A 26,483-nucleotide genomic window follows, 5' to 3' on the forward strand; every position below is an offset into this window, starting at 1 on the left:
CGATTCCATCCGTCCCACCTCGGGACGATCTGTGCGCTACCGCAGGGCTGGCGTATCGAGGTTCAGCGCGGCTTCGGGAATGACTTCGACGCTCGGATAGGCCTTGCGCAGCGGTGCGATGAACTGTTTCGCGTCGCCGACCACGACGATGCTCGCCGCCTTTGGATCGAGCAGCGCGACCGCCGCCGACTGCACCGCTGCCGGATCGACCGCGCCGACGGCGCCGGTGAACCGCTGAAGTTCGTCGAGCGGCACGCCATTTTGAACATAGGAGCCGACAATATTGGCAATGCCGCCGGTCGTTTCGATTCCGCGGCCGAAATTGCCGATCAGAACCGCTTTGCGCGTATCGAGTTCGGCTGCAGGTACAGAGGCGGACCCCATCCGCGCCATCTCCGCGACGATCAGCGTAACGACGTCGGCGGCGGTCGGGTTCTTGGTCTGCGTTTTTGCCGCGATCGTGCCCTGTGTCTTTCCGACGTCCAAGCCGCTGCCTGCACCATATGCCAGCCCGCGCTTGATCCGGATCTCCTGGTTCAGGCGCGACGAGAAGCCGCCGCCCAGCACCGTATTGGCGACCGCAAGCGGGTAATAGCGCGCATCCGATCTGGGTATCGCCGGCCGCGCGACGATTACGCCCGCCTGACCGGCTTCGGGCATGTCGACGACGATGACGCGTGGCTTGGGATAGATCGGCATCACCGCGGCCGCTGCCCCGCCCGTTGAGCTCCATTCGCCGAACTGCGCCTCCGCCAAGACCTTGGCGCGCGCTGGCGTAACGTCGCCGACCATGATCAGTGTTGCCTGATCCGGCTGGAAACTGCGCGCATAGGCGGCGGTGATGTCACTGCGCGTGATTGCCTTGAGCGACAGCGGCGTGCCGCCCGAGGGCGCACCATAACGCGACGCACCGAACACGGCGCGATCCGCCACCAGCCCGGCGAGCTGTGCCGGATCCTTCAGCGACAGCGTCACCGCATCGATCTGCTGGGTCCGCGCCCGCTCGAGTTCCTCGGGTACGAAAACCGGGTTGATGGCGACGTCGGCAAGGATCGCCATCGCCGGCGCCAACTGGTCGGATTTTACCGTCACGTCGACCGATGCACCATCGCTCGCGGCGTCGCTGCCGATCGAACCGCCGAGCCCTTCGATAGCGCGCGCGATCTGCGTGGCCGATCGCGTCTTCGTGCCCTTGGTAATCAGGTCCGCCGCCAAGCTGCTCACGCCCGCGCGGTTTACGGGATCGGATGCGCTGCCACCGCTGGTGACGAGGTAGGCGGTCACGATCGGCAGGTCATGTCGCTCCACCGTCACCAGCCGCATGCCATTAGCGAGACGAACCTCGACCGGGTGTGGAATCGTCGGTGAGACTGGCTTCCCCGGTGCAGGCGGCTTGATGCGCTGGCCTTCGAGCGCCGGCGTCACGATTTCGATATTCGCAGGCGCCTTCAGATCGGCGACCTTCACGGTCGGCGCTATCGCGATCGGATCCGCAACACCGGCCGCCGGCTTTGCGGCGATCGGCAGATACCGGATCGTCGCCGACTGGTTGTCGGCAAGGTATTTCCACGCCACCCGCTGGATGTCGGCAGTGGTGACCCGCGCTATCGCCGCCAGTTGCGTGTCCGCCGCCGCAGGATCGCCGTCGACAAGCACCGCCGCCGCCAGCGTGCTCGCCTTGCCCTCGGCGGTCTCGCGCGACTGGATCGACTGGGTCAGGATCTCGTTCTTCGCCTCGGCCAGTTCGGCGGCGGTCACCGGCGCATCGCGGAACCGCGCGATCTCGCGCTTGAGTGCAGCCTCGCCCGCCTCGACCGTCTTGCCACCCGCCAGGATCGCATAGACGACCATGTTGCCGGTCGCCTGCTTGGTGTCGAGAAACGCCTCGGCCGACTGCGCGAGCTGGTCGCGGTACACGACGGTCTCGTACAGCCGCGAACTCTCGCCCGTCGCCAGCACCGCCTTCAGCACCATCAGCGCAGGGATATCCGCATCACGGTCCGGTGGCAGATGATAGCTAATTAGCACCGCGGGCAGCGGCGTGTTGGGCTCGTACACGGTCCGCGTGACGGCCTTGGTCCGCGCCGGTTCCGTGACCGTCACGCGCGGGATCGCGGTGGATGGCTTCCTGATGCCGGCGAAATACCGGTCGACCCAGCCGTTCAACTGCGCCGGGTCGAAATTGCCCGAGACGACGAGGATCGCGTTGTCCGGCCGATAATAGGTCGCATGGAATGCCCGGACGTCGTCGATCCCGGCGGCTTCCAGATTTTCCAGGCTGCCGATACCCGGGCGCGCATAGGGGTGCACCTGATAGGCGAGCTCGGGATAATAGATCGAGAACAGCTTGCCGTAAGGCTGTGCGAGCGTCCGCTGGCGCAGTTCCTCCTTCACCACGTCGCGCTCCGAGCCGAAACTCTTGGGCTCGACGACGAGGCTCGCCATCCGGTCCGCCTCGGCGAACAGCAGCCGCTGGAGGTGGTTGGCGGGGACCACCTCGTAATAATTGGTATAGTCGTCGTTGGTCGACGCGTTGTTGTAGCCGCCGACATCCTCGGTCAGCCGGTCCATCTGCTCCGACACCAGGTTGCGCGTCGACTTGAACATCAGGTGCTCGAACATGTGTGCGAACCCGGACTTGCCCTTGGGATCGTCCTTCGAGCCGACGTCGTACCAGACCTGTACCGACACGTTCGGCGTGGCGGTGTCGCGGATCGCGTACACGCGCAGGCCATTGGGCAGCGTGCGCTGCGTATAGGCGATCGGCTTGACCGAAACCTGCGCCGGGGCAGGCGCCGATTGCGCCACCGCCGCTACGGGAAGACAGGCTGCGGTCAGCAGCAGCGCGGAGCGGAGGAGGCGCATAAAGGTCCTTACTTGTTGCGGTTGGCGAACAGCACGGCGCCCGCGATCGCCGCCGAGCCGATGCCGACGCCCAGGCCGATCTTCGCGAGCGGCCAGCTCTTCGACTTCTCGGCCGCCGCCTTGGCGACCGCCTCGGCCTGCTGCTTGGCTTCCTTCGCTGCGGCGAGGATCTCGTTGGGGGTGTCGCTGTCGATCTTGATGGTCATTTGGGCTCTCCTTCACTCTTCCGAGCATACACCGCCCGGAATTCATTCGCGAACTGCGTCAGCGTCCCCGCGGCGATCGCCGCCCGCAGGTCCGCCATCAGCGTTTCGTAGAACCAGATGTTATGCTCGGTCATCAGCATCGCGCCAAGCATTTCACCCGAGCGGACGAGGTGATGCAGATATGCCCGGCTCCAGGTCGCGCAGACCGGGCAGGGGCATACGGGATCGAGCGGCCCGGTATCCTCGGCGAACTTCGCGTTGCGGATGTTGATCGGCCCGGTGCGGGTAAAGGCTTGGCCGGTTCTGCCGGACCGCGTGGGCATCACGCAATCGAACATGTCGATCCCGCGCTCGACCGCGCCGACAATGTCGTCCGGCTTGCCGACCCCCATGAGATACCGTGGCTTGTCGACCGGCAACTGGTCCGGCGCGAAGTCGAGGCAGCCGAACATCGCCTCTTGGCCTTCGCCGACCGCGAGCCCACCGACCGCATAGCCGTCAAAGCCGATATCGATCAGCGCATCCGCCGATGACTTCCGGAAACCTTCGTTCAGGGCGCCCTGCTGGATTCCGAAGATCGCGTTGTTCTCGGCATGCGCCTCGCCCGCGTCGAACGCCGCGCGAGACCGCTTCGCCCAACGCATCGATCGCTCCATCGCCGCGGCCTGCACCTCGCGCGTCGAGGTCGTCGGCACCAGTTCGTCGAACGCCATGACGATGTTCGAGCCGAGCAGCCGCTGGATCTCGATCGACCGCTCGGGGCTCAGCAGATGCCGCGTCCCGTCGAGATGCGACTTGAACGATACGCCTTCCTCGGAGCGCTTGGTCAGATCGGCGAGACTCATGACCTGATAGCCGCCGGAATCGGTCAGGATCGGCTTCGACCAGCCCGAAAACGCGTGCAGCCCGCCCAGCCGAGCGACGCGCTCGGCGCCCGGCCGCAGCATCAGGTGATAGGTGTTGCCGAGGATGATGTCCGCGCCCGCCCCGACGACGTCGGCGGGCTTCATCCCCTTGACCGTCGCCGCGGTGCCGACCGGCATGAACGCCGGCGTGCGGATGTCGCCGCGCTGCATCGCGATGACGCCGGTGCGCGCCTTGCCGTCGGTGGCGGCGATGGTGAAGTCGAAACGAGGGCGGGTCATGATCTCAGTTTTTCTTGCGGATGCCGTAGCGATCGCCGATCGGCGCGCCGCGAATGGTGATGAGGTCGGCGCGAGTCAGCGCGCCGTCCTTTTGACGGTCGAACCGCGTGAAGAACTGCACGAACCGTGCTTGCAATTCGGCCAGCGTTATGCGGTTGTCGCCGTCGCGATCGACCTCGAACGGGCTCGGCAACGCGTTGCGATCGCCCAGCCACACCTGCGCCCAGTCGGCATAGGCGATGTACCCGATCGATCCAGTCGCGGCGCCCTCGGCGGTCGCATAGCTCCGCGCGACGCCTGCAGTCAGTTCGGCCTGCGTAACCCGCCCATCGCCGTTCGCGTCGCACGCGGCAATGAATAGCGCGGCGGGCTCTGCGAAGATCGTCGCGGGTGGCTGTGGCGTGCCGGCGGGCGGCGACGCGGCGACGATGGCCTGGAGCAGAGCGAGGGCGAGCAGCATGCCGCCCGTCATGGCAGCAGAAGCGAGGCGTCGCCATAGCTGTAGAAGCGATACTTCTCCGCGATCGCATGCGCATACGCCGCCTGCATCCGCTCGCGCCCCATGAGCGCCGACACCAGCATGAACAGCGTCGAGCGCGGCAAGTGGAAGTTTGTCATCAGTCCGTCGATCCCGCGGAACCGGTATCCCGGCGTGATGAAAATCGCGGTGTCGCCGTCGAACGGCCGAATGACGTCGTCTTCGCCGGTCGCACTCTCGATCAACCGCAGCGACGTCGTCCCGATTGCGATCACGCGCCCGCCCGCCGCCCGTACGGCGTTGAGCCGATCCGCGGTCGCGGCATCGATCCGGCCCCACTCCGCGTGCATCCGGTGCTCGGTCGTATCGGTCGCCTTGACGGGCAGAAACGTTCCCGCGCCAACGTGCAGCGTCAGCGTCGCATGACCAATCCCCGCAGCCTCCAGTGACGCCATCAACGCCGGCGTGAAATGCAGCGCCGCGGTCGGTGCCGCGACCGCGCCCGGCTCGGACGCGAACATCGTCTGGTAATCGTCCGCATCGCGGTCATCGGTCGGACGTTTGCCGGCGATATACGGGGGCAGGGGCATGTGACCCGCGCGCTCCAGCAACAGCTCGACCGGCTCGTCGCCCGCGAATACCAGCGCGTAGCTGCCGTCGTCTTCGCGATCGACCGCGGCCGCGCTGACGCCGTTGCCGAAGTCGATGACGTCGCCGTCGCGCAGCCGCCGCGCATTGCGGATGAACGCGCGCCACCGCCGCGGCCCCTCGCGCTTGTGCAGCGTCGCGCCGATCTTCGCATCGCCGCGCCGCCCGTCGAGTTGCGCCGGGATCACGCGCGTATCGTTGAACACGAGCATGTCGCCGCGCCGCAGCAGCGACGGCAGATCGGACACGCCCGCATCGCGCGTGGCGTCACCTTCGAGTACCAGCATCCGCGCAGCATCGCGCGGCACCGCAGGGCGGAGCGCGATGTTGTCGGCCGGCAGGTCGAAGTCGAAAAGGTCGACGTTCAACGGAATCTCACTTCTTGGCAGGCGCCTTCTTCGCTGGCGCCTTGCGGGCCGGCGCAAGCTTGGGCTTGGCAACGTCAGTCCCTGAACCGGTCCCCGGCAAGGTTACCGGTGCGCCAAGTGCCGGGGCGGGCGGCCCAGCCATGTACGCCGGAGGATTGTCCGCGGCGATATACGCATGGACGATCCGCGACGGGTTCGCAGGCGGCTCGCCGCGCTCGATCGCGTCGACATACTGCATGCCGTCGAGCACGCGCCCGAACACGGTGTACTTCTTGTCGAGGCTCAGGCGAGGCTGGAACACGATGAAGAACTGGCTGTTCGCGCTGTCCTCCTTGTCCGAGCGCGCCGCCGACACCGCACCGCGGACGTGCGGCAGGTAATTGAACTCGGCCTTCACGTCGGGCAGCGTCGAGCCACCGGTACCGTCGCCCTTCGGATCGCCGCCCTGCGCCATGAACCCGTCGATCACGCGGTGAAACGCGAGCCCGTCATAGAAATGCTGGCGGGTGAGAGTCTTGATCCGCTCGACCATCAGCGGCGCGACGTCGGGGCGCAGCCAGATCGTCACGCGCCCGCCGGTCGACAGATCGAGCAGCAACAGGTTCTGCGTATCCGTCGTCAGTGGCGGGGTGAGGCGAACGGCGGGGGCCGCGACATCATTCTTCTGCGCGGCCACCGCGGGCACCGTGACGAGGCACCCGAGCAACGCGAACATACCGGCGAAAAAGCGCATCAAATTCCCACTCGCAAGAGGCCCGGCGCAACCAGGCTGCCGCCACTTAGAGCAAATCCCCGCTTGCGCCAATCTGAACGTGACGGCGTCTCGAACGCCGCCACGTCAGGCGGTGACGATCTCGGGCAGGATCGCGTCGAGCAGCAATGCGCCTGCGTCGGTGACCCGCAATCGACCGGGGGTATGCGCGATCAGGCCAAGGGCCTCAAGCCTGGCCACCGCAGCGATATCTACCGGCATGATGCCATCGTTGAGTGCCGTGATCCGATCGAGATCGACCCCTTCCGTCAGCCGCAAACCCATCAACAGCGCTTCGGTAGCCCGTGTCGATGGTGTCAGCGGATCCTCGACCTCCATGCCGTGTCCGTTGCGCGCGATCGCCGCTAGCCAATTCTCTGGTTTTTTCCGTCGCACCGTCGCCAGCCCGCCGCGTCGGCCATGCGCGCCCGGCCCGATCCCGGCATATTCCTGATACCGCCAGTAAGCGAGATTGTGGCGGCTCTCCGACCCCGGCCGCGCATGGTTGGACGTCTCGTACGCGGGGAGTCCCGCGGCGGCGGTATCGGCTCGCGTCGCCTCGAACAGGTCGGCGGCCGAGTCGCCGTCGGGGATTACGATCCGCCCCGCCAGCGCCTCGGTCGCGAACCGGGTGCTGGCTTCGATCGTCAGCTGATAGAGCGAAAGATGTTCCGTTCCCAGGCTCAGCGCGCGCGCCAGTTCCGCGCGCCAGTCGTCGAGGCGTTGGCCGGGAAGCGCATAGATCAGGTCGAAACTGACGCGGGGGAAGACACTTTGCGCGGTCGCGAGCGCGGCTTGCCCCTCGTTCACGTCATGCGCGCGGCCTAGAAATTTCAGCGCCGTATCGTCGAGCGACTGCAGCCCGAGCGAAACGCGGTTCACGCCGGCGCGTGCCAGATCGGCGAACCGCGCGGCCTCTACCGAGGACGGATTCGCCTCGAGCGTGATCTCGATCCCGTCCGCGAATCCCCACGCCTTCTCCGCCGCGCCCAGAACGGCGGCGACGGTCGAGGGCGGCATCAGTGAGGGCGTGCCACCACCAAAGAAGATCGACTGCAACTTCCGCCCGGGCAGCACTCGCGCCTCATGCGCGAGGTCGGTCAGCAGCGCCTCCCGCCAAGCCGCCTGATCGACGTCTTCGCGTACATGGCTGTTGAAGTCGCAATACGGGCATTTCGACACGCAAAACGGCCAGTGGACGTAGAGCGCGAGATCGTCCGAGGAATCAGCGCGAGGGCTTGGTGTTTCGAAGACGGGCATTATCTCGCGCCTATGGTCGCAAGGAGCGGCCGAAGGAAGCGCAATGACGGCACGGATGGGTTTGGCGATCATCGGGGCGTTGTTGCTGGCGGGCTGCGCGCAGGGGCCGGTGCGAGTCGTCGAGCGTCGCGAGACGCAGGACCCGGCACCACGTGGTGCGAGCCTGCTCAAGACCGCGATGCTCGACGGCCACAATGCCGCGCGCGCTGCGGTCGGTGTGGGGGCGCTGACGTGGAGCGACACGCTGGCGACCACCGCGCGTGGCTATGCCGAGGAGATGGCACGCACCCGCAAGTTCGCGCACGCCCCGCAACCACAGGGGATGACGCGCGAAGGCGAGAACCTGTGGACCGGCACGCGCTATGCCTATGCCTATTCCGAGATGATGGGCCACTGGGTCGCCGAGCAGCGTGATTTCATCAACCAGCCGACCCCCGGGTTCAGCCGGACCGGCAAGTTCGAGGACGTTGCCCATTACACGCAGATCGTCTGGCGCGGCTCGACCCAGGTCGGCTGCGCGATGGCGAGCAACAAGACCGACGATTATCTGGTGTGCCGTTATTCGCCGCCCGGCAACGTATTCGGCGAGCGCGCTTATTAATTTTCGGATATTCCGATGCAGGCGGTTCCGGTGGGACTTTCTTAAGCGGTCGTCAGCTAACTTGCGTTAATGATACCACTACCCAATCAGCCCGCCATACCGCGTGTCGGCGGATGTGTCGGATGCCGCGACGGTGCCGGCCTGTCGTTTGCTTTCTCGATGGCGTTCCAGCCGATCGTCGATGTCGAGACCGAGACTGTCTTCGCCTACGAGGCGCTGGTGCGCGGCCCCGAGGGGCAGTCGGCGGCCAGCGTGCTGAGGCAGGTCGATGCGGACAACCTCTACGCGTTCGACCAGCAATGCCGGGTGCGCGCGATCGAGGCATCGGTGAAGGCCGGGCTGCTTGATACGGCCGCACGGCTATCGATCAATTTTCTGCCGAACGCGGTCTACTCGCCGGCCGCGTGCATCCAGTTGACGCTGAAGACCGCGGGCGCGGTGGGGTTGCCGACCGATCGCCTGATCTTCGAGTTTACCGAGAACGAGGAGATGCTCGATCCGGCGCACGTCGCGAACATCATCGCGACGTATCAGAAGATGGGGTTCGGGACCGCGCTCGACGATTTCGGCGCGGGGCATGCAGGATTGAACCTGCTCGCGCGGTTCCAGCCCGACATCATCAAGCTCGACATGGAGCTGATCCGCGACATCGACACCAGCTTGCCGCGGCGGATGATCGTCGAGGGGATGCTGCGGATGTGTACTGCGCTGGGGATCACAGTGATCGCCGAGGGGGTCGAGACGCTCGGCGAATACGACGCTCTCCGCGCTCTCGGCGTACGGTATATCCAGGGGTATCTGCTGGCCAAACCGGCGTTCGAGGCGCTGCCCGTCGTGTACTGGCCGGCGCGGCAAAAGCTGGCGGTTTGAACGCGCCTCGTCGAGGTAGTCGGCGGCGGTATGGTCCCCGCCGCCGGCCGCTCAGAACACCGCGGCTTCGAGCAGCTTGAACGCCTCGTTGCGGTGGCTGATCGCGTTCTTGGTCTCGTGCGGCAGTTCGGCATAGGTCTGGTCGTAGCCGAGCGGCACGAACACCGGATCATAGCCGAACCCGACGTTCCCGCGGGGTGGCCAGACGAGCGTCCCCTCCGCGCGCCCTTCGAACCATTCGACATGGCCATCTGGCCACGCCAGCGCGAGCACGCTCACGAAATGCGCGCCGCGCGTGACGTCCGGACCCTTTGCAACGACCGCGTCCTCGACCTTCCGCATCGCCATCATCCAGTCGCGACCGGTCGGCGTCTCCGCCCAATCGGCGGTGTAGACGCCCGGATCGCCGCCCAGCGCATCGACGCACAGCCCGCTATCGTCCGCCAGCGCAGGATAACCCGACAGGTCGGCTGCCGAGCGCGCCTTCAGTTCGGCGTTCGCGAAGAAGGTCGTGCCCGTCTCGACGGGCTCCGGCAGGTCGAGTTCGGCGGCGGAGACGACTTCGAGCCCTCGTCCTTCCAAAAGCGCCGCAATCTCGCGGACCTTGCCCTTGTTGTGGCTGGCGATGACCAGCTTGCCCGGCTGGAGCTTGCGGATCGCCTGCGGCTCCTTCCCCTCAGCGCTCACTTGGCGACCGCCTTTGCCTGCGCGGCGAAGATGTCTGTGCAACCGATTCGTGCGAGACGTAGCAGGCGAAGCAGCGCTTCTTCGTCATAGGTCGCGCCCTCGGCGGTCGCCTGTGCCTCGGCGATGTTGCCGTTTTCGAGCAGCACGAAGTTCGCGTCCGCATCCGCGCCCGAATCCTCGATGTAGTCGAGGTCGAGAACCGGGTTACCCTGGTAGATGCCGCAGCTGATCGCGGCGACCTTCTGCGTCAGCGGGTCGGCGGTCAGCTTGCCGCTCGCGAGCAAACCGTCGATCGCGAGCCGCAGCGCGACCCAGCCGCCCGAGATCGACGCGGTGCGCGTGCCGCCATCGGCCTGGATCACGTCGCAGTCGATCACGATCTGGCGCTCGCCGAGCAGCTTCAGGTCGACGACCGCGCGCAGCGAACGGCCGATCAGCCGCTGGATTTCCTGCGTGCGGCCCGACTGCTTGCCCTTGGCGGCTTCGCGGTTGTTGCGCGTGTTGGTCGCGCGCGGGAGCATGCCGTATTCCGCCGTCACCCAGCCTTCGCCCTTGCCGCGCATGAACGGCGGCACCTTTTCCTCGACGCTGGCGGTGACGAGCACCTTGGTGTCGCCAAAGCCGATCAGCACGGAGCCTTCGGCATGCTTGGTGAAGCGCGGCTCGATCGTGATCTGACGCATCTGGTCTGGGGCGCGGCCGGATGGGCGCATGGTCGGTATCCTAAAATCTTTCCGTTCGTCCTGAGTAGCTGCTGAGCGAAGTCGAAGCGGCGTATCGAAGGACTGGCCCGCTGGGGGCAATCCTTCGATACGGGCCTTCGGCTTCGCTCAGTCCCTACTCAGGACGAACGGGTGGTGGGCAATAAGCGCTGCCTAGCCTTTCGTCCGGCGGCTCGCCAGCCAAACTACCGCCGTCATCCTGACGAAAGTCAGGACCCAGGGTAACCGAACGGCGTGCTGTGTGGCTCAGGGTCCTGACTTTCGTCAGGATGACGGTTGGAGAGGGTGCATTCCCCTTTGTACGACGCCGGATCCGCCCTAGATCAGGCCGATGGCCACGCCTCCCGTCACCGAACTGACCGACCGCGCGCGTGATATTTTTCGCGCGGTCGTCGACAGCTATCTCGCCAGCGGGACGCCGGTGGGCTCGAAGACGATCGCGCAGCTGACGGGCTTGAGCCTCTCGCCCGCCTCGATTCGCGGCGTGATGGGCGAACTCGAGGGGCTGGGGCTGCTCGCCAGTCCGCATACCAGCGCAGGCCGGATGCCGACCGATCTTGGGCTTCGTCTGTTCGTCGACGGCATGATGCAGGCGATGGAGCCCTCGTTCGAGGAGCGCCAGACGATCGAAGCGCGCGCGGGTACCGGCGGTCCGGTCGAGGAGGCGCTCGCCGCCACCACGCTCGCGCTGTCGGGGCTGTCGGCGTGCGCGGGGCTGGTGATGGTGCCCAAGCGCGAGCTGAAGCTGCGCCAGATCGCGTTCGTGACGCTGTCGCCGGAGCAGGCGCTGGCGGTGCTGGTCAGCGAGGACGGCTCGGTCGAGAACCGCGTGATCGCGATGCCGCTTGGCATGACGCCGTCCGCGCTGGTCGAGGCGGGCAATTACATGTCGGCGACGCTCGGCGGGTTGACGCTGGCCGAGGCGCGCAGCCGGATCGAGCGCGAGCTGGCGGACGGGCAGGCGGCGCTCGACGGCGCGGCGCGGACGCTGGTCGAGCAGGGAATCGCGGTGTGGAGCGAGGATGCGAACCGCCGTCCGGTGCTGATCGTGCGCGGGCAGGGGCGGCTGATCGATGCGGCGGCGGCGGCTGATCTCGATCGGGTCCGCGACCTGCTCGACGATCTGGAAGGCAAGCAGGAAGTCGCTTCACTTTTGGACAGCGCGCGCGCGGGCGATTCGACGCGGATTTTCATCGGGGCGGAGACGAAATTGTTCGCGTTGTCAGGCTCTTCGGTGATCGCGCGGCCGTTCCGTGGATTGGACGGCCGGGTGGTCGGCGTGGTGGGCGTGATCGGCCCCACGCGGTTGAACTATGCGCGCGTCGTGCCCATGGTGGATTTCACGGCCGCAACGCTCGCCCGGTTGATGGGTTGAGCCGGCCCAACTTATAGGGAAAACCATGTCCGAGACCGACCAGAACGCCCCTGCCGACCTGCGCGAAGAAACCGCCGAAGACGCACCCGAAGTCGCGACGAACGACCGAGTAGCCGAGCTCGAGAACCAGCTGGCGGACGCCAAGCAGAACGTCCTGTACGCACAGGCCGAAATCCAGAACGTCCGCCGCCGCGCCGAGAAGGAAGCGCAGGACGCGCGTGCCTATGCCGCGACCGCGTTCGCGCGCGATGTGCTGTCGGTTGCCGATAACCTCGCGCGCGGCCTGTCGGCGATCCCGGCGGACCTGCGTGCGGACGAGAAGATGAAGGGGCTCGTCACCGGGCTCGAGGCGACCGGTCGCGAACTCGACAGCGTGTTCCAGCGCCACGGCATCACCAAGATCGTATCGGAGGGCCAGATGCTCGACCCGAACAAGCATCAGGCGATGATGGAAATCCCGAGCGACCAGCCTGCGGGGACAATCGTCCAGGAGATGCAGGTCGGCTACATGATCAAGGACCGCCTGCTGCGGCCCGCGATGGTCGGCGTCGCCAAGGCGGGATAAATCCTCCCCGGAACGGGGAGGGGGACCGCCGCGCGCTTGCGCGGGGGTGGAGGGGGCTCTCCTCCCGCGTAAGCTCTGCGGCCGGGAGCGCCTCCGTCGAGCGTGACGTTCGGGGTGAGCCCCCTCCACCAGCTGCGCTGGTCCCCCTCCCCTTGCAGGGGAGGATTTGAGAGATGCATATGAACCAGAACCTCACCACCGATCGCCAGACCTTCGTCTCGCATCTCGAATGCTCGATCACCGGGGAGCGGTACGAGCCGGACCAGCTTCACGGCCTGTCACGCGCCGGGCGGCCGCTGCTCGTCCGCTACGACCTCGACGCGGTGCGTTCGGTGATTTCGCGCGACACGATAGAAGCGCGGCCGACGGATCTGTGGCGGTGGCGCGAACTGCTTCCCGTGCGGCAGACCGCCAACATCGTCAGCCTCGGCGAGATCGAGACCCCGCTGGTGCCGCTGACAAAGTCCGGCGGCCCCAACGTGCTGGTCAAGGACGAAGGCCGCCTCCCGACCGGCAGCTTTAAGGCGCGGGGCCTCGTCATGGCCGTCGCCATGGCAAAGGAACTCGGCGTCACCAAGATCGCGATGCCGACCAACGGCAACGCCGGCGCGGCGCTGGCCGCCTATGCGACGCGCTGCGGGATCGAGACGATCGTGTTCTGTCCCGACGACACCCCCGAGATCAACGTCCGCGAGATCGCGATGCAGGGCGCGCGCGTCTGGCGCGTCAACGGGCTGATCGACGATTGCGGCGCGATCGTCGGCAAGGGCGCCGCCGAAGGCCGCTGGTTCGACTTCTCGACGCTCAAGGAGCCCTATCGAATCGAGGGCAAGAAGACGATGGGGCTCGAACTCGCAGCGCAGTTCGGCTGGCAGCTGCCGCAGGCAATCTTTTACCCGACCGGCGGCGGTACCGGCCTGATCGGGATGTGGAAGGCGTTCGATGAACTGGAACAGCTCGGCTGGATCGGCGCCGAGCGCCCCAAGATGTTCGCGGTGCAGGCCAGCGGTTGCGCGCCGATCGTCCGCGCGTTCGAGGCGGGCGAGGAGCATGCCGAGCGCTGGGAGGACGCGAGCACCGTCGCGGCGGGCATTCGCGTACCCAAGGCGGTCGGCGACTTCCTGATCCTGCGCGCGGTGCGCGAGAGCGGCGGGCAGGCGATGGCGGTCGGTGATCCGGCGATCCTCAAGGCGGTTGACGCCGCGGCGAAGCAGGACGGCCTGCTGCTCTGCCCCGAAGGCGGCGCGACGCTGGCGGCGTACCATCAGGCGCTGAACACGGGTCTGGTCGACGAGGACGACAAGGTCGTTCTTTTCAATTGCGCCACCGGGCTGAAATATCCGATGCCTGAGGCACCGCAAGCGCTTGATAGAACACAACCTATCGATTTCGACGCGCTGTAAGCCGCGGACCCACGCGGATCGGGTAGGTCACGATCTACCCAATCCATGGTTGAAATTGATCCATGTTGTCTTCAACGGGGCGCCCTTCTTTACAAAAGGGGTCTTCAATGCAGAAAATTATTCAGGTCGTGTGCGTGGTCCTCATCGCCGCAGCGGTCATGTTCGGCGGGCGCTGGTATATGTACGTCGCGCAGGGCTCGAGCCCGTATGACGAGGTCGGCATCGCGCTGAATGGCTACGCGCCGGGGCCGATGCGCAGCTGGGGCTGCCACAAGATGCAGGCGCGGTTCCCGGGGCAATTGCCGCCTTATGGCTGTGGCGGTCCGGATGGTCGCAGCTGGATGTAACCCACATCCGTCATCCTGACGAAAGTCAGGACCCAGAGTAACCAAGCGTGCCATTTGTCGCTCTGGGTCCTGACGTTCGTCAGGATGACGTGAACGGCAGCACGCTCTCATACTGCGCGAGCGGCGGCGCGCCCGCCACGGTCGCTCCGGCGCGCAGCAGGAACGCGTGCCGCACGATCTCGCCCTGCTGCTCGATTCCATAACGGTGCAGCGCGACCCCCGGCCGGAACGCGTAGTCGTACCGGCACCACGGATGCCGTGCGAGCGGCAGGAACACGCCGCGCTGGTGCTGCCAGACATGCGTCATTTCGTGGACGAACAGCCCCTGCAACGTCAGATGGGCCTGCGCGAAGTCATCGCACCACAGATCGCCTTTGGGGTGGAAGTGGATGCAGCCGCGCGGCGCCATCACCGTATCGCGCGGCTGGAAGAACGCCCATTTGCGCCGGGACAAAGTCACCTGCGAATAGTCAATCGCGTTTCCAAACACCGATGCGGCGAGTGCTGTTTCCCCCGCGGTCAGTGCGCGCCTCAAGTCTCCCCGGGTCACTTCCCTACCGGGGTCCCCGCCGCGACCACGGTCGCATTGTTCAGGATCCGCGTCCCGTCCGCAAACGCGAACGTCAGCATCACGCGATCGGCTGGCTTGATCCCGGGGTTCATATTGAACAGCATCACGTGCCGCGCGCCCGGCGCGAACGCGACGTCGGTCTTCGCGGGAATCTCCACGCGGGCGAGCGGAGTCATCGACGTCACGCCGTTCTTCGCCATCGTCTCGTGCATTTCGGACTTGATCGCGACATCGGTCGTCACCGAGATCAGCGTCGCGGGGGTCGGCCCGCCATGCACCGTGAAATACGCCGCCGCCGGTCGTCCCGTCACCGCGCCGAGCCGCACCCAGGCGCCGTCCACCGACAGCTCCTTGGGCAGCGCGCATGACGCCAGTGCCATCGCGGCGACACCCAGTCCGAAAACGATACGCATAGGTTACTTTTCTCCGGCCCCTGCCTCTTGTGCATCCTATGACCGGTACAATCTTGCGGCAAGCGCGAGGCCACCTATATCGCGCCCATCATCAGAAAGGTTCCACTCCCGTAACGGGGCGGAACCGATTTCATATTTCGTTTCAAGTGAGGGGCTAATCAGAACTCATGGCTAAAGTAATCGGTATCGATCTCGGCACGACCAACAGCTGCGTTTCCGTCATGGAAGGCGGCAAGCCCAAGGTCATCGAGAATTCCGAGGGCGCGCGCACCACGCCGTCGATCGTCGCGTTCGCCAAGGATGGTGAGCGGCTGGTCGGCCAGCCCGCCAAGCGGCAGGCCGTGACGAACGGCGACAACACCATCTTCGCGGTGAAGCGCCTGATCGGCCGTCGTTTCGACGATCCGATCACCAAGAAGGACACCGAGCTGGTCCCGTACAAGATTTCGCGCGGGCCGAACGGCGACGCGTGGGTCTCGGCCGGCGGCAAGGAATATTCGCCGTCGCAGATCTCGGCGTTCACGCTGCAGAAGATGAAGGAAACCGCGGAGTCGTATCTCGGCGAGACGGTCACGCAGGCGGTCATCACCGTGCCGGCGTACTTCAACGACGCGCAGCGCCAGGCGACCAAGGACGCCGGCCAGATCGCCGGCCTCGAAGTGCTGCGCATCATCAATGAGCCGACCGCGGCGGCGCTGGCCTACGGCCTGGACAAGCAGGACGGCAAGACGATCGCGGTCTACGATCTCGGCGGCGGCACGTTCGACATCTCGGTCCTCGAGATCGGTGACGGCGTGTTCGAGGTGAAGGCCACCAACGGCGACACCTTCCTCGGCGGTGAAGATTTCGACAACAAGATCGTCCAGTACCTCGCCGACGAGTTCAAGAAGGCGGAGGGCATCGACCTCGCCAAGGACAAGCTGGCGTTGCAGCGTCTGAAGGAAGCGGCCGAGAAGGCGAAGATCGAGCTAAGCTCGGCGCAGTCGACCGAGGTCAACCTGCCCTTCATCACCGCGGACCAGAACGGTCCAAAGCATCTGGTGAAGTCGATCACGCGCGCCGATCTGGAGCGGATGGTCGAGGACCTGGTAAAGCGTACGCTCGAGCCGTGCCGCAAGGCGCTCGCAGACGGCGGCCTGAAGCCCGAGGACATTTCGGAAGTCGTGCTCGTCGGCGGCATGACGCGCATGCCGCGCGTGCGTGAAGTCGTGAAGCAGTTCTTCGGCAAGGAGCCGCACACCGGCGTCAACCCGGACGAGGTCGTGGCCATGGGCGCCGCGATCCAGGCCGGCGTGCTGCAGGGCGACGTCAAGGACGTTCTGCTGCTCGACGTGACGCCGCTGTCGCTCGGCATCGAGACGCTGGGTGGCGTGTTCACCCGGATGATCGATCGCAACACGACGATCCCGACCAAGAAGTCGCAGACCTATTCGACCGCCGACGACAACCAGGGCGCGGTGACGATCCGCGTGTTCCAGGGCGAGCGTGAGATGGCGGCCGACAACAAGATGCTCGGCAATTTCGATCTCGTCGGCATCCCGCCCGCACCGCGCGGCGTGCCGCAGATCGAGGTCACGTTCGACATCGATGCGAACGGCCTCGTCAGCGTCTCGGCAAAGGACAAGGGCACCGGCAAGGAGCAGCAGATCCGCATTCAGGCGTCGGGTGGTCTTTCGGACAGCGACATCGACCAGATGGTCCGCGATGCCGAGACCTTCGCCGAGGAGGACAAGAAGCGTCGTGCGGGTGCCGAGGCGAAGAACAACGCCGAGTCGCTGGTGCACACCACGGAGCGCCAGCTCGCCGATAACGGCGACAAGGTCGACGACGCGCTCAAGACCGAGATCCAGGCCGCGATCGACGCGACCAAGGCCGCGGTCGAGAGCGGCGATGCGGATGCGATGACCGAGAAGAGCACCGCGCTCGCCCAGGTCGCGATGAAGCTCGGCCAAGCGATCTACGAGAAGCAGGCCCAGGCGGACGCCTCGCCGTCGGCCGATGGCGATGCGGCGAAGAAGGACGACGACGTCGTCGACGCCGAATTCTCGGAAGTCGACGACAACCCGAAGGCGTAAAACCATGACCGCCCACCGTCACCCCAGCGATGGTCCCATCGAAGTATTACTTCGATGGGTGCCTGGAAGCTGGGGTTTCCTTCCGCAGGGGTCCGCTCCCGTGGAACGAGATGCCAGCTTCCGCTGGCATGACGGGCGGGGCCGGGGGGGCGAAGTATGAGTACCCAGACAGACTATTACGAACTGCTCGAGATCGAGCGGACCGCGGATGCGGGGACGATCAAGTCGTCCTACCGCAAGCTCGCGATGAAATATCACCCGGACAAGAATGCCGGCTGCAAGGATAGCGAAGCGCAGTTCAAGGCGGTCAGCGAGGCGTATGACTGCCTCAAGGACCCGCAGAAGCGCGCCGCCTATGATCGCTTCGGCCATGCCGCGTTCCAGAACGGCGGCGGCGGCGGTCACGGCGGCGGCGCGCAGGATTTCGGCGGCTTCAGCGATATCTTCGAGAGCGTCTTCGGCGAATTCATGGGGGGCGCACAGCGCGGCGGTGGCCGCTCGGCGGCACGCCGCGGTGCGGACCTGCGCTACGACATGGAAGTCAGCCTGGAGGAAGCCTTCCACGGCAAGACGACCGAGATCACGATCGACGTCTCCGCGCTCTGCGACACCTGCGATGGCTCGGGCGCCAAGGCTGGCACGCGCGCAAAGACCTGCCAGCATTGCGGCGGTCACGGCAAGGTTCGTGCACAGCAGGGCTTCTTCGTGGTCGAGCGCGCATGCCCGGTCTGTAACGGTGCCGGCCAGGTCATCGCCGACCCGTGCCCCGACTGCCGCGGTGAAGGTCGCGTCGATAAGACCAAAACGCTATCGATCAACGTCCCCCCGGGTGTCGACGAAGGCACGCGCATCCGCATGACGGGCGAAGGCGAGGCGGGTGCCCGCGGCGCGCCGTCCGGTGACCTGTATATCTTCCTGCATGTGACGAAGCACGCGCTGTTCGAGCGCGAAGGCACGACGCTGTTTGCGCGTGCGCCGATCAGCTTCACGGTCGCGTCGCTCGGCGGATCGCTGTCGATCCCCGGTCTCGACGGCCGCACGCACGAGATCAAAATCCCCGCCGGGATCCAGTCGGGCAAGCAGCTTCGTCAGCGCGGTGCCGGCATGCCCGTGCTGCAGGGCCGCGGACATGGCGATCTCGTCGTCCAGATCGATGTCGAAACGCCGACGCGGCTCAGCAACCGGCAGAAGGAATTGCTCGAGATGTTCCGCGAGACCGAAACGGGCGACGAATGCCCGGCGAGCCAGGGCTTCTTCGCCAAGCTCAAGGGCGTGTTCGCGGCCGAATAAGCGGGACGGCGATACTGAACCATAGGGGGGCGCAATGCTGGCATGTCTGTTCACCGCGATAGCTTGTTGGCTGATCATGGCCGGCGCGTCCCAAACGCCGATCGGCAAAGCGATGCATCGGATGCTGGTCGACGCGCCGGCGATGCGGTTGTCGCGCTTTACCAGAGGGGACGCGGCGGTGATCGTCCTGATGATGACAGCCGCGGCGGTGGTCACCCTTGTTGGCGAAGGCGACGGCATCCGGGTTCTGACCCTTGCTGCCCCCGACATCGCGATCTGGATCACGACCTTCGAGATGTCGGCCTATCTCGACATCGTCATGGCGCTGGCAGCCGCCGCCGCAGGTCTACGCGTTCGCGGCATGGCGCGCTATCTGGGTGTCGTCGCCCGACACCCGGCGGCAAAGGCTCGCAAACGCGCAACCCGATCGCGGAGGACCCGGCCGATCGTCGGGGACAATGACGACGACAGACATTGGCGGGGTGTCGCATTCGTCGCTTGAGGTCTAGCAGTCCGAGAACGGACTTGCCTGATCCGAAGCAGCCGTCAAACTGCCGGGCGAACATCGAGGATTGATATGCGCGGACAGGTTTTAGGGGTGGACCCCCGCACCGGCGAAGGGATCGTCGCAGGGCAGGACGGACAACGCTATCGGTTCGTGCCGGGCGACTGGGCGGATCGGGGCGAGCCGGCGATCGGGATCGAGGTCGATTTCGACACCGCCAACGATCGTGCGCTTAGTGTTTTCCCGGTGCCTACCGCGCCGGGCCCGCGTCGCGCGGGGCCACCTGCGGCCATCGCCGCGCCGGCCAACGACCGCAACAAATACGTCGCTGCAGTGATGGCGTTCGTGATCGGCACGCTCGGTATCCACCGCTTCTACCTTGGCCGGACGGGCTCGGGAATCGTCATGCTGGTGCTAACCGTGACCGTGATCGGACTTGTCATCAGTGCGCCTTGGGCGCTGATCGACATGATCCGGTATCTGATGATGTCCGACGAGGAATTCGCCGCACGCTATCCACGCAGGCGATAGCCGCTCGCGGGCCGCGAACCGCCCGGCCTAGCCGCGCCCCCTCGGGAGGGGGCGGGCGGGCCGATGGATCAGAGGGCGGTGATGACCACCCCGACCACCAGCGCTTGAGCCGCGATCGCCAGCATGGTGCTGGTCACGGTTTCGAACATGCGCATAGGTAGGTCTCCGATGCCGGAACAATATCCGGCAACCGGGATATGGTCATAGTTGCGCGGTGTCGCAATTTTGTAACACGTAATCGCAATTGCGTTACGCGCACTTTGCGTGGTCGTGGCGGCAGACACGCCGCAACCCGTCATCCTGACGAAAGTCAGGACCCAGAGTACCGCGTGCTGCCCTGCTTGGCTCTGGGTCCTGACGTTCGTCAGGATGACGGGCGGGCGCTACCGGCGCGCCCTCAGGCCGCGCCGAACACCCGTGCGAAGATCGTGTCGACGTGCTTCAAGTGATAGCCGAGATCGAACTTGTCCTCGAGTTCGGCATCCGACAGCGTCACGTCCGGATCGGCCTTCAGCAGGTCGAGCAGCGACAGTGCGCCGTCCGAGTCCCATACCTTCATCGCGTTGCGCTGCACCAGCCGATACGCGTCCTCGCGGCTCACGCCGGCCTGCGTCAGCGCGAGCAGCACGCGCTGCGAATGGACCAGCCCGCCCATCTTGTTGAGATTCTTCAGCATCCGCTCGGGGTACACGACCAGCTTGTCCATCACCCCGGTCAGCCGCACGAGCGCGAAGTCGAGCGTGATCGTCGCGTCCGGCCCGATATAGCGCTCGACCGACGAGTGCGAGATGTCGCGCTCATGCCACAGCGCGACATTCTCCAGCGCGGGTGTGACATAACCGCGCACCATCCGCGCGAGGCCTGTGAGGTTCTCGGTCAGCACCGGGTTGCGCTTGTGCGGCATCGCTGACGACCCCTTCTGGCCGGGCGAGAAATACTCTTCCGCCTCGAGCACTTCGGTACGCTGCAGATGACGCACTTCGGTCGCGAGCCGCTCGATCGAGCTGGCGATCACGCCGAGCGTCGCGAAGAACATCGCGTGACGATCACGTGGGATGACCTGAGTCGAGACGGGTTCGATCGTGAGGCCGAGCTTGCCCGCGACATACTCTTCGACGAATGGATCGATGTTGGCGAACGTGCCGACCGCGCCCGAGATCGCGCAGGTCGCGACGTCGTCGCGTGCCGCGATCAGCCGCGCGCGGTTGCGCGCGAATTCGGCATGCGCCTGCGCGAGCTTCAGCCCGAACGTCACCGGCTCGGCGTGGATGCCGTGACTGCGACCGATCGTCGGCGTCATCTTGTGCTCGCGCGCGCGGCGTTCGAGCACCACCAGCAGCGCATCGAGATCGGCGATCAGGATGTCGCTCGCCTTCGCCAGCTGCACCGCGAGACAGGTGTCGAGCACGTCCGACGAGGTCATGCCCTGATGCATGAAGCGCGCTTCGGGGCCGACATGCTCGGCGACGTTGGTCAGGAAGGCGATGACGTCATGCTTGGTCTCGCGCTCGATCTCGTCGATCCGGCCGACCTCGAACGCGCCCTTTTCCCAGATCGCCGCGGCGGCCTCTTTCGGCACGACGCCCAGTTCGGCGAGCGCGTCGGTGGCGTGCGCCTCGATCTCGAACCAGATCTTGAAGCGCGCTTCGGGCGTCCAGATCGCGACCATGTCGGGGCGGGAATAGCGGGGGACCATCGGGTTTCCTCGGGAGCGTGAAGGGTAAGGCGTGTCGCGTGCCATATTGCCCGCGTTTGCGCGCGAAACGCGGTAGCAGGACGCAGGACAAGGTTCAAATACCCCGCCTCGCGTATGAATCCGGCATGGCAGCGCGTATAGAAAGAATGAGCAGTTCGCGGCGGCGAGTATATGCCATGCTCGATCGCCAAGCGGCTCAGTACATGCGTAGAACACCACCGGAGAGACGCAATGTTAAAATATGCTATGCTAGCCGGCGCGGCACTGGTTGCTGCACCCGTATTGGCGCAGGCGACCGCGACGGCGCCGCAGACTTCAGCACCGGCCGGCGCTGCTACTGGCCAAGCCAATCCGTCCGGCGCGATGGCGTCGCCGCAAGGTCCAACGACCGATGCGGTGCCGATGCAGTCCACTGCGCGCGAACAACCCGCCACGGGCAGCCAGGTCGCGCAGGTCGTCGACACCGAGTTTCCGACCTACGACAAGAATGGTGACGGCAAACTCAGCGCGGTTGAATTCGGCGGCTGGATGGTCGCGCTGAAGAGCAAGACCGATCCGTCGACCAGCCCCGACGCGCCGGGGACGAAGAAATGGGTCTCGGCCGCCTTCGCTCAAGCGGACGCGGACAAGAACAAGTCGCTCACGAAGACCGAAGTCACGCGCTTTCTGACGCAAGGCTAACGCGTATCGCAAGGCCGGTAGGGTCGTGAACGCCCGACCAAGTCGGTCTGCCTCCGTCCGCGTGCAAGGCAGCGCGTCAGCCCGGCTTGCGCGCCGCCCGCTCCTTCTCCGCGCCTGTCGCGGCCAAATCCTGACCCCGCGCCTCGACAGCGGCCTCGAGCAATCGATCAGACGTCTCGACCGCCGCGTCGGGCGTCAGCGACACCGCGACCCCGTCCGGTCCGTCGACCAGAACCTGCCCATGTTCCGCGGTCACGGTCGAGGGCTCGTCGTGTAACTTGTTGTCCAAATGCAATTCCTTCAGTGTGACAACGTAGATGCGGGCAAAACGACGCAGCACTTTCAGGAATGTAGACCGATACCTGATTTGCTTAGATCAACCCTTGCGCGCGCAGGCTGACATGGCCGCCGGTGCCCATCACAATATGGTCGTGGACGGTGATGCCCAGTCGCTTGCCGGCCTCGGCGATCGTCCGCGTGATCTCGATATCCGCGCGGCTCGGGGAGGGGTCCCCGCTCGGATGATTGTGGACGAGGATGATCGACGCCGAGCCGAGATCGATCGCCCGGCGGATGACCTCGCGGACATACACCGCGGCCTGGTCGATCGAGCCCTTGCTCATCACCTCGTCGCGGATCAGCATGTTCTTGGTGTTGAGGTGGAGCACGCGGAAGCGCTCGATCGCGTGGTGCGCCATGTCCGCGCGGAGATAGTCGAGCAGCGCCTGCCAGTTAGCGAGCACCGGGCGGTCGCTGACCTGCGATTGCAGCAGGCGGATCGCGGCTGCGTGCGCGATCTTGATCGCCGCGGTCGAGATCTCGCCCATCCCCTTCACGCGGCCGAGCGCCTCGGCATCCGCGGTGAGCACCCCGCCGATCCCGCCGAACTCGCGCATCAGCGCCTTGGCGAGCGCCTTGGTATCGCCACGCGGAATCGCGATCGCGAGCAGATATTCGATAAGTTCGTGGTCGAGCAACGCATCGCCACCGCCGTCGAACAGGCGTTTGCGCAAGCGTCCGCGATGACCCTTCAGATCATTCCCCAGGGCAGCGGCGTCGTCGTCCGGTTCGGCCATGGCGCGATGCTAGCACATCGCTGCGCAATTGCATGACGCCCCTGCACCCGCCTATGCAGGGCTTCGACTGTAGCGGAGTGCGTGGGTGAGCGAGACGAGCGAGACAGGGGCCAACCCTCGCCGTCCTGCGACTGCCCGCCGCGTCGCGCTGGTGGTCGCACTGCTTCTGCTCGCGGGGCTGATCGTGCTCTGGCTGGTGCGCAAACCGATCGCCGAAGGATTCATCGACCGCGAACTCGCCAAGGCCGGCGTGCCGGCGCGCTACGCCATCGCCGACCTGGCGCTGGGCGGCCAGCGGTTGACCAATGTCGTGATCGGCGATCCGGCGCATCCCGATCTCGTCGCCGACTGGGTCGAGACACGGACGGGCGTCGGCTTGTCGGGGCCGTATCTGAAGGGTGTGCGCGCGGGGAAGGTGCGGCTGCGCGGCCGGCTGGTTGACGGCAAAGTCTCGCTCGGTGCGATCGACAAATTGCTGCCGGCGTCGTCGGGCAAGCCATTTGCGCTGCCCGCCCTTGATGTTTCGGTCGCCGATGGGCGGATGCGACTCGAGACTCCGCACGGGATCGTCGGGCTGAAGCTGGTCGGGTCGGGCAAGCTCGACGACGGGTTTCGCGGCACGCTCGCGGCGATCAGCGAGCGGCTCGATATCGGTGGGTGCGCAATCGACAGGCTCGCGGCGACCGTCAAGCTGCGGATCGACGCCGTCAAACCAACCGTCACGGGGCCGGTGCGCGTGTCGCGGCTCGCCTGTGGCACGACGCGAGTCGACCGGCTGGTGGCAGACCTCGACGTCGGCTTCTCCGCCGCGCTCGATCTCTGGCAGGGCAAGGCCACGCTCACGACGGGCGCGGCACGGACGCCGGGCGGCACCTTGGCGGGCACGAGCGGCACGATCGCCTTCACGGGAAGTGCGGCGGCGAGCGCAGGGAAAGTGGACATTGCTGCGAAAACCGTTCGCACCCTCGAAGGCGGCGCGCGACGCGTTTCGGTCGCTGGCGCATACCGGATCGGCGAGCAGATCGCCTTCGACGGGCGCGTCCAGGCGAGCGGCGCCGCCGTGGCGCAAAAACGACTCGCCGGACTGACGGGGATCGGTGGCGCGGCCGCGGGTACGCCGGTTGCACCACTGGCGGCCGCCGCAGCGCAAGCGATTCAGAAGGCAGGTCGCGGGTTTGCGGCGGATGCCGACGTGCGCATGAAGATCGAGGGCGGACGCGGCAAGGTTTTGCTGTCGCGTCTGGCGCTCGCGTCTGCCAGTGGTGCGCGCGTGGCGCTCGGCGGCGGGAGCGGGGTCGCGCTAACCTGGCCGAATGGCGGTGTGCGGCTCGACACGACCCTCGCGATGCGCGGCGGCGGCCTGCCCGAGGCGCGCGTGTCGCTCGCGCAGGCGAAACCCGGCGCGGCGATCCGCGGCGTGGCCACCATCGCACCTTATGCGGCGGGGGCCGCGCGTCTGGCGCTGACCCCCGTCACCTTCAGCGCGACGCCGGGTGGCGCGACGTCGATCGCGACGCGCGTGACGCTTTCTGGGCCGATCGGCGGCGGCGGATCCGCCAACCGGGTCGATGGCCTGGCGATGCCGGTCGCCGCGCTGTGGGACGGTCGCGGGCGACTGGTCGTCAACACCGGTTGCACGCCCCTGGCGGTGCAGCGGTTTGCGCTATCCGGGCTGGTGCTCGACCCGTCGCGATTGACTTTGTGCCCGGTCGACGGCGCGCTGCTGCAGGTGAAGGGCACGCGGATCGGCGGCGGCGCCCGGATCGCAGCGGCACGCCTGACCGGACGGCTCGGCACCACCCCGATCACGCTCGCGACCGCCGGAGCGACCGTGTGGCTCGCCGATCGCGGGTTTGCGGTCGAGCGCGTGCAGACGCGGATCGGTGCGCCCGAGCGAGTCACGCGACTCGATTTCGGCACCGTCACCGGTCGCATGACCGCGCAGGGGCTGGCGGGCGCGTTCACCGGCGGCGCGGGGCAGATCGCCAACGTGCCGCTGCTGCTCGGCGATGCGGCCGGCGATTGGACGCTGGTCGGCGGCGCGCTCAATCTCACCGGCGCGATGGGCGTGTCCGATGCCGCACCGACCCCGCGGTTCAAGCCGCTCGCCGCGCGCACCGTGACGCTCGCGCTGGTCAACGGCAGCATCACCGCCGCGGGCACGCTAATCGAGCCGACGACGAACACCAAGGTCGCCGATGTCACGCTCGCCCACGCGCTCGGGGCAGGGGCGGGCAAGGCCGACCTCATCGTCCCCGGAATTGCGTTCGCCAAGGACAGGCTGCAACCCGATACGCTCACCCCGCTGACCTTCGGCGTGATCGCCGACGTCAACGGCTCGGTGAGCGGCGAGGGGCATATCGCCTGGAACCCCGATGGCGTGACGAGCAATGGCGTGTTCCGCACCGCTGGCACCGACCTCGCCGCCGCGTTCGGCCCGGTGACGGGCATCGCGACCGAGATCCGTTTCACCGACCTGCTCAATCTGCAGAGCGCGCCGGGGCAGGTGGCGACGATCCGCACGCTCAACCCCGGCATCCCCGTCACCGACGGCACGATCCGCTACCAGACGCTGCCCGGTGCGCGCGTCCAGGTCGAGGGCGGCGCATGGCCGTTTGCGGGCGGATCGCTGACGCTCGACCCGACGCTGCTCGATTTCTCCGCGGCGTCCGAGCGGCGGATGACGTTCCACGTCGCCAACATGGCCGCCGACCAATTCCTCCAGCAGTTCGATTTCAAGAATCTCGACGCGACCGGGATTTTCGACGGCGTGCTGCCAATGATCTTCGACGAGACCGGCGGCCGGATCGAGGGCGGCGACCTGCGCGTGCGGCCGGGCGGCGGGACGCTCGCCTATGTCGGCGACCTGAGCCAGAAAGATCTCGGCATCTGGGCGAACATCGCGTTTCAGGCGCTCAAGTCGCTGCGCTACCAGTCACTGCGAGTCGGCATGAATGGCCCGCTCGCCGGCGAGATGGTCACCGACGTGCGCTTCGCTGGGATCAGCCAGGGCGAGGGCGCGAAATCGAACTTCATCGTTCGCCGCCTGCAAAAGCTGCCGTTCGTGTTCAATATCCGCATCAAGGCGCCGTTCCGTGGGCTGCTCGATTCGGCGCAGAGCTTCTACGATCCGAAGCGGTTGATCCAGCGCAACCTGCCCGCGTTGCTGCAGCAGCAAGCCGCGCCGCCTCCTCCCAAACTCCCCACCATTCAGGCCCCGGAAAGCAGTATTGTGCCATGACCGAAACAGGATTGAAGAAGCTGGAGCAAAGGCCGATCTTGCGCAGGATGACGAGGACGATCGCTTTCGTGGTGACGACCGCTGCCGCCTTGCCAGGCTGCATCAACGTGTCG

General features: G+C 66.3%; 27 protein-coding genes. 12 read left to right on the forward strand and 15 right to left on the reverse strand.

The features are described 5' to 3' along the window. Window positions 1-36: 36 nt before the first annotated feature. From ASE88_RS10900 to hemW, 7 genes are all read right to left on the reverse strand, one after another. Window positions 37-2,865: a M16 family metallopeptidase gene (locus tag ASE88_RS10900; protein ID WP_056478076.1), complete on the reverse strand. Its 2,829-nt coding sequence runs from the start codon at window positions 2,863-2,865 to the stop codon at window positions 37-39. Window positions 2,866-2,873: 8 nt separating this feature from the next. Further along, window positions 2,874-3,071, reverse strand: coding sequence for a hypothetical protein (locus ASE88_RS10905; RefSeq protein ID WP_056478078.1), 198 nt, complete (start codon window positions 3,069-3,071; stop codon window positions 2,874-2,876). Beyond that, a complete protein-coding gene (gene tgt, locus ASE88_RS10910; RefSeq protein ID WP_082466499.1) occupies window positions 3,068-4,216 on the reverse strand; it encodes a tRNA guanosine(34) transglycosylase Tgt in 1,149 nt (382 codons plus the stop codon). The genes ASE88_RS10905 and tgt overlap by 4 nt, the downstream gene beginning before the upstream one ends. A gap of 4 nt (window positions 4,217-4,220) precedes the next feature. Continuing rightward, window positions 4,221-4,676: a calcium-binding protein gene (locus ASE88_RS10915; protein WP_056479396.1), complete on the reverse strand. Its 456-nt coding sequence runs from the start codon at window positions 4,674-4,676 to the stop codon at window positions 4,221-4,223. 8 nt (window positions 4,677-4,684) lie between these two features. Beyond that, window positions 4,685-5,710, reverse strand: a complete 1,026-nt coding sequence (queA, locus tag ASE88_RS10920; protein ID WP_055873298.1) for a tRNA preQ1(34) S-adenosylmethionine ribosyltransferase-isomerase QueA — start codon at window positions 5,708-5,710, stop codon at window positions 4,685-4,687. Between the two features lie 7 nt (window positions 5,711-5,717). After that, complete coding sequence (locus tag ASE88_RS10925; protein WP_055873297.1) at window positions 5,718-6,443, reverse strand: peptidylprolyl isomerase; 726 nt, start codon at window positions 6,441-6,443, stop codon at window positions 5,718-5,720. Window positions 6,444-6,548: 105 nt separating this feature from the next. After that, window positions 6,549-7,721 carry a radical SAM family heme chaperone HemW gene (gene hemW / locus ASE88_RS10930; protein WP_056478081.1) on the reverse strand — a complete coding sequence of 391 codons (1,173 nt, stop codon included), beginning with the start codon at window positions 7,719-7,721 and terminating at the stop codon, window positions 6,549-6,551. A gap of 43 nt (window positions 7,722-7,764) precedes the next feature. Between hemW and ASE88_RS10935 the strand changes: the two genes are divergently transcribed. After that, the gene (locus ASE88_RS10935) at window positions 7,765-8,322 is read left to right on the forward strand and encodes a CAP domain-containing protein (protein ID WP_055873290.1); all 558 of its coding nucleotides are present in this window, start codon (window positions 7,765-7,767) and stop codon (window positions 8,320-8,322) included. A 159-nt stretch (window positions 8,323-8,481) separates the two neighbouring features. Beyond that, entirely contained in the window at window positions 8,482-9,192 is a 711-nt protein-coding gene (locus tag ASE88_RS10940; RefSeq protein ID WP_056478083.1) for an EAL domain-containing protein, read from the forward strand. Window positions 9,193-9,243: 51 nt separating this feature from the next. Here ASE88_RS10940 and rdgB read toward each other — a convergent pair whose 3' ends face one another. Next, window positions 9,244-9,879 carry an RdgB/HAM1 family non-canonical purine NTP pyrophosphatase gene (gene rdgB, locus ASE88_RS10945; protein ID WP_056478084.1) on the reverse strand — a complete coding sequence of 212 codons (636 nt, stop codon included), beginning with the start codon at window positions 9,877-9,879 and terminating at the stop codon, window positions 9,244-9,246. Then, window positions 9,876-10,592 carry a ribonuclease PH gene (gene rph / locus ASE88_RS10950; protein ID WP_055873281.1) on the reverse strand — a complete coding sequence of 239 codons (717 nt, stop codon included), beginning with the start codon at window positions 10,590-10,592 and terminating at the stop codon, window positions 9,876-9,878. Before rph ends, rdgB begins: the two co-directional genes overlap by 4 nt. 340 nt (window positions 10,593-10,932) lie before the next feature. Here rph and hrcA point away from each other — a divergent pair, with 340 nt between their 5' ends. The 4 genes from hrcA to ASE88_RS10970 all read left to right on the forward strand — a co-directional run bounded on the left by hrcA (window position 10,933) and on the right by ASE88_RS10970 (window position 14,291). Then, window positions 10,933-11,976 (forward strand): heat-inducible transcriptional repressor HrcA, encoded by a 1,044-nt coding sequence (hrcA, locus tag ASE88_RS10955; RefSeq protein WP_056478085.1) that lies wholly within the window; start codon window positions 10,933-10,935, stop codon window positions 11,974-11,976. A gap of 25 nt (window positions 11,977-12,001) precedes the next feature. Continuing rightward, the gene (grpE, locus tag ASE88_RS10960) at window positions 12,002-12,541 is read left to right on the forward strand and encodes a nucleotide exchange factor GrpE (RefSeq protein WP_055873277.1); all 540 of its coding nucleotides are present in this window, start codon (window positions 12,002-12,004) and stop codon (window positions 12,539-12,541) included. A 179-nt stretch (window positions 12,542-12,720) separates the two neighbouring features. Then, entirely contained in the window at window positions 12,721-13,944 is a 1,224-nt protein-coding gene (locus ASE88_RS10965; RefSeq protein ID WP_056479399.1) for a threonine synthase, read from the forward strand. A 107-nt stretch (window positions 13,945-14,051) separates the two neighbouring features. Then, a complete protein-coding gene (locus ASE88_RS10970) occupies window positions 14,052-14,291 on the forward strand; it encodes a hypothetical protein (protein ID WP_056478087.1) in 240 nt (79 codons plus the stop codon). A 79-nt stretch (window positions 14,292-14,370) separates the two neighbouring features. Here ASE88_RS10970 and ASE88_RS10975 read toward each other — a convergent pair whose 3' ends face one another. Together ASE88_RS10975 and ASE88_RS10980 are read right to left on the reverse strand one after the other, a co-directional pair. After that, complete coding sequence (locus ASE88_RS10975; RefSeq protein WP_235527908.1) at window positions 14,371-14,826, reverse strand: vgr related protein; 456 nt, start codon at window positions 14,824-14,826, stop codon at window positions 14,371-14,373. 11 nt (window positions 14,827-14,837) lie between these two features. Further along, window positions 14,838-15,275, reverse strand: coding sequence for a copper chaperone PCu(A)C (locus ASE88_RS10980; protein ID WP_056478091.1), 438 nt, complete (start codon window positions 15,273-15,275; stop codon window positions 14,838-14,840). A gap of 167 nt (window positions 15,276-15,442) precedes the next feature. On the opposite strand from ASE88_RS10980, the gene dnaK reads away from it, so the two are divergent. From dnaK to ASE88_RS11000, 4 genes are all read left to right on the forward strand, one after another. Continuing rightward, entirely contained in the window at window positions 15,443-17,350 is a 1,908-nt protein-coding gene (gene dnaK / locus ASE88_RS10985) for a molecular chaperone DnaK (RefSeq protein ID WP_056478093.1), read from the forward strand. Between the two features lie 156 nt (window positions 17,351-17,506). Beyond that, window positions 17,507-18,640 carry a molecular chaperone DnaJ gene (dnaJ, locus tag ASE88_RS10990; protein WP_056478095.1) on the forward strand — a complete coding sequence of 378 codons (1,134 nt, stop codon included), beginning with the start codon at window positions 17,507-17,509 and terminating at the stop codon, window positions 18,638-18,640. Between the two features lie 112 nt (window positions 18,641-18,752). Continuing rightward, a complete protein-coding gene (locus ASE88_RS10995) occupies window positions 18,753-19,142 on the forward strand; it encodes a hypothetical protein (RefSeq protein ID WP_156357006.1) in 390 nt (129 codons plus the stop codon). Between the two features lie 96 nt (window positions 19,143-19,238). Then, a complete protein-coding gene (locus ASE88_RS11000; protein ID WP_235525546.1) occupies window positions 19,239-19,676 on the forward strand; it encodes a TM2 domain-containing protein in 438 nt (145 codons plus the stop codon). Window positions 19,677-19,744: 68 nt separating this feature from the next. Here the strand turns inward: ASE88_RS11000 and ASE88_RS18915 are convergent, their stop codons facing one another. Together ASE88_RS18915 and purB are read right to left on the reverse strand one after the other, a co-directional pair. Next, window positions 19,745-19,960 (reverse strand): hypothetical protein, encoded by a 216-nt coding sequence (locus ASE88_RS18915; RefSeq protein ID WP_156357007.1) that lies wholly within the window; start codon window positions 19,958-19,960, stop codon window positions 19,745-19,747. Between the two features lie 113 nt (window positions 19,961-20,073). After that, a complete protein-coding gene (purB, locus tag ASE88_RS11005; protein ID WP_082466501.1) occupies window positions 20,074-21,372 on the reverse strand; it encodes an adenylosuccinate lyase in 1,299 nt (432 codons plus the stop codon). 231 nt (window positions 21,373-21,603) lie between these two features. On the opposite strand from purB, the gene ASE88_RS11010 reads away from it, so the two are divergent. Next, window positions 21,604-22,053 carry a calcium-binding protein gene (locus ASE88_RS11010; RefSeq protein ID WP_056478099.1) on the forward strand — a complete coding sequence of 150 codons (450 nt, stop codon included), beginning with the start codon at window positions 21,604-21,606 and terminating at the stop codon, window positions 22,051-22,053. Between the two features lie 76 nt (window positions 22,054-22,129). On the opposite strand, the gene ASE88_RS11015 is transcribed toward ASE88_RS11010, so the two are convergent. After that, window positions 22,130-22,393, reverse strand: a complete 264-nt coding sequence (locus ASE88_RS11015; RefSeq protein WP_235527909.1) for a hypothetical protein — start codon at window positions 22,391-22,393, stop codon at window positions 22,130-22,132. A gap of 31 nt (window positions 22,394-22,424) precedes the next feature. After that, window positions 22,425-23,129 (reverse strand): RadC family protein, encoded by a 705-nt coding sequence (radC, locus tag ASE88_RS11020; protein ID WP_056478101.1) that lies wholly within the window; start codon window positions 23,127-23,129, stop codon window positions 22,425-22,427. Between the two features lie 85 nt (window positions 23,130-23,214). Between radC and ASE88_RS11025 the strand changes: the two genes are divergently transcribed. Continuing rightward, the gene (locus ASE88_RS11025) at window positions 23,215-26,370 is read left to right on the forward strand and encodes a YdbH domain-containing protein (RefSeq protein WP_056478103.1); all 3,156 of its coding nucleotides are present in this window, start codon (window positions 23,215-23,217) and stop codon (window positions 26,368-26,370) included. The last annotated feature ends 113 nt before the right edge of the window (window positions 26,371-26,483 follow it).

Source organism: Sphingomonas sp. Leaf38 (assembly GCF_001421825.1).
Lineage (GTDB): Bacteria > Pseudomonadota > Alphaproteobacteria > Sphingomonadales > Sphingomonadaceae > Sphingomonas.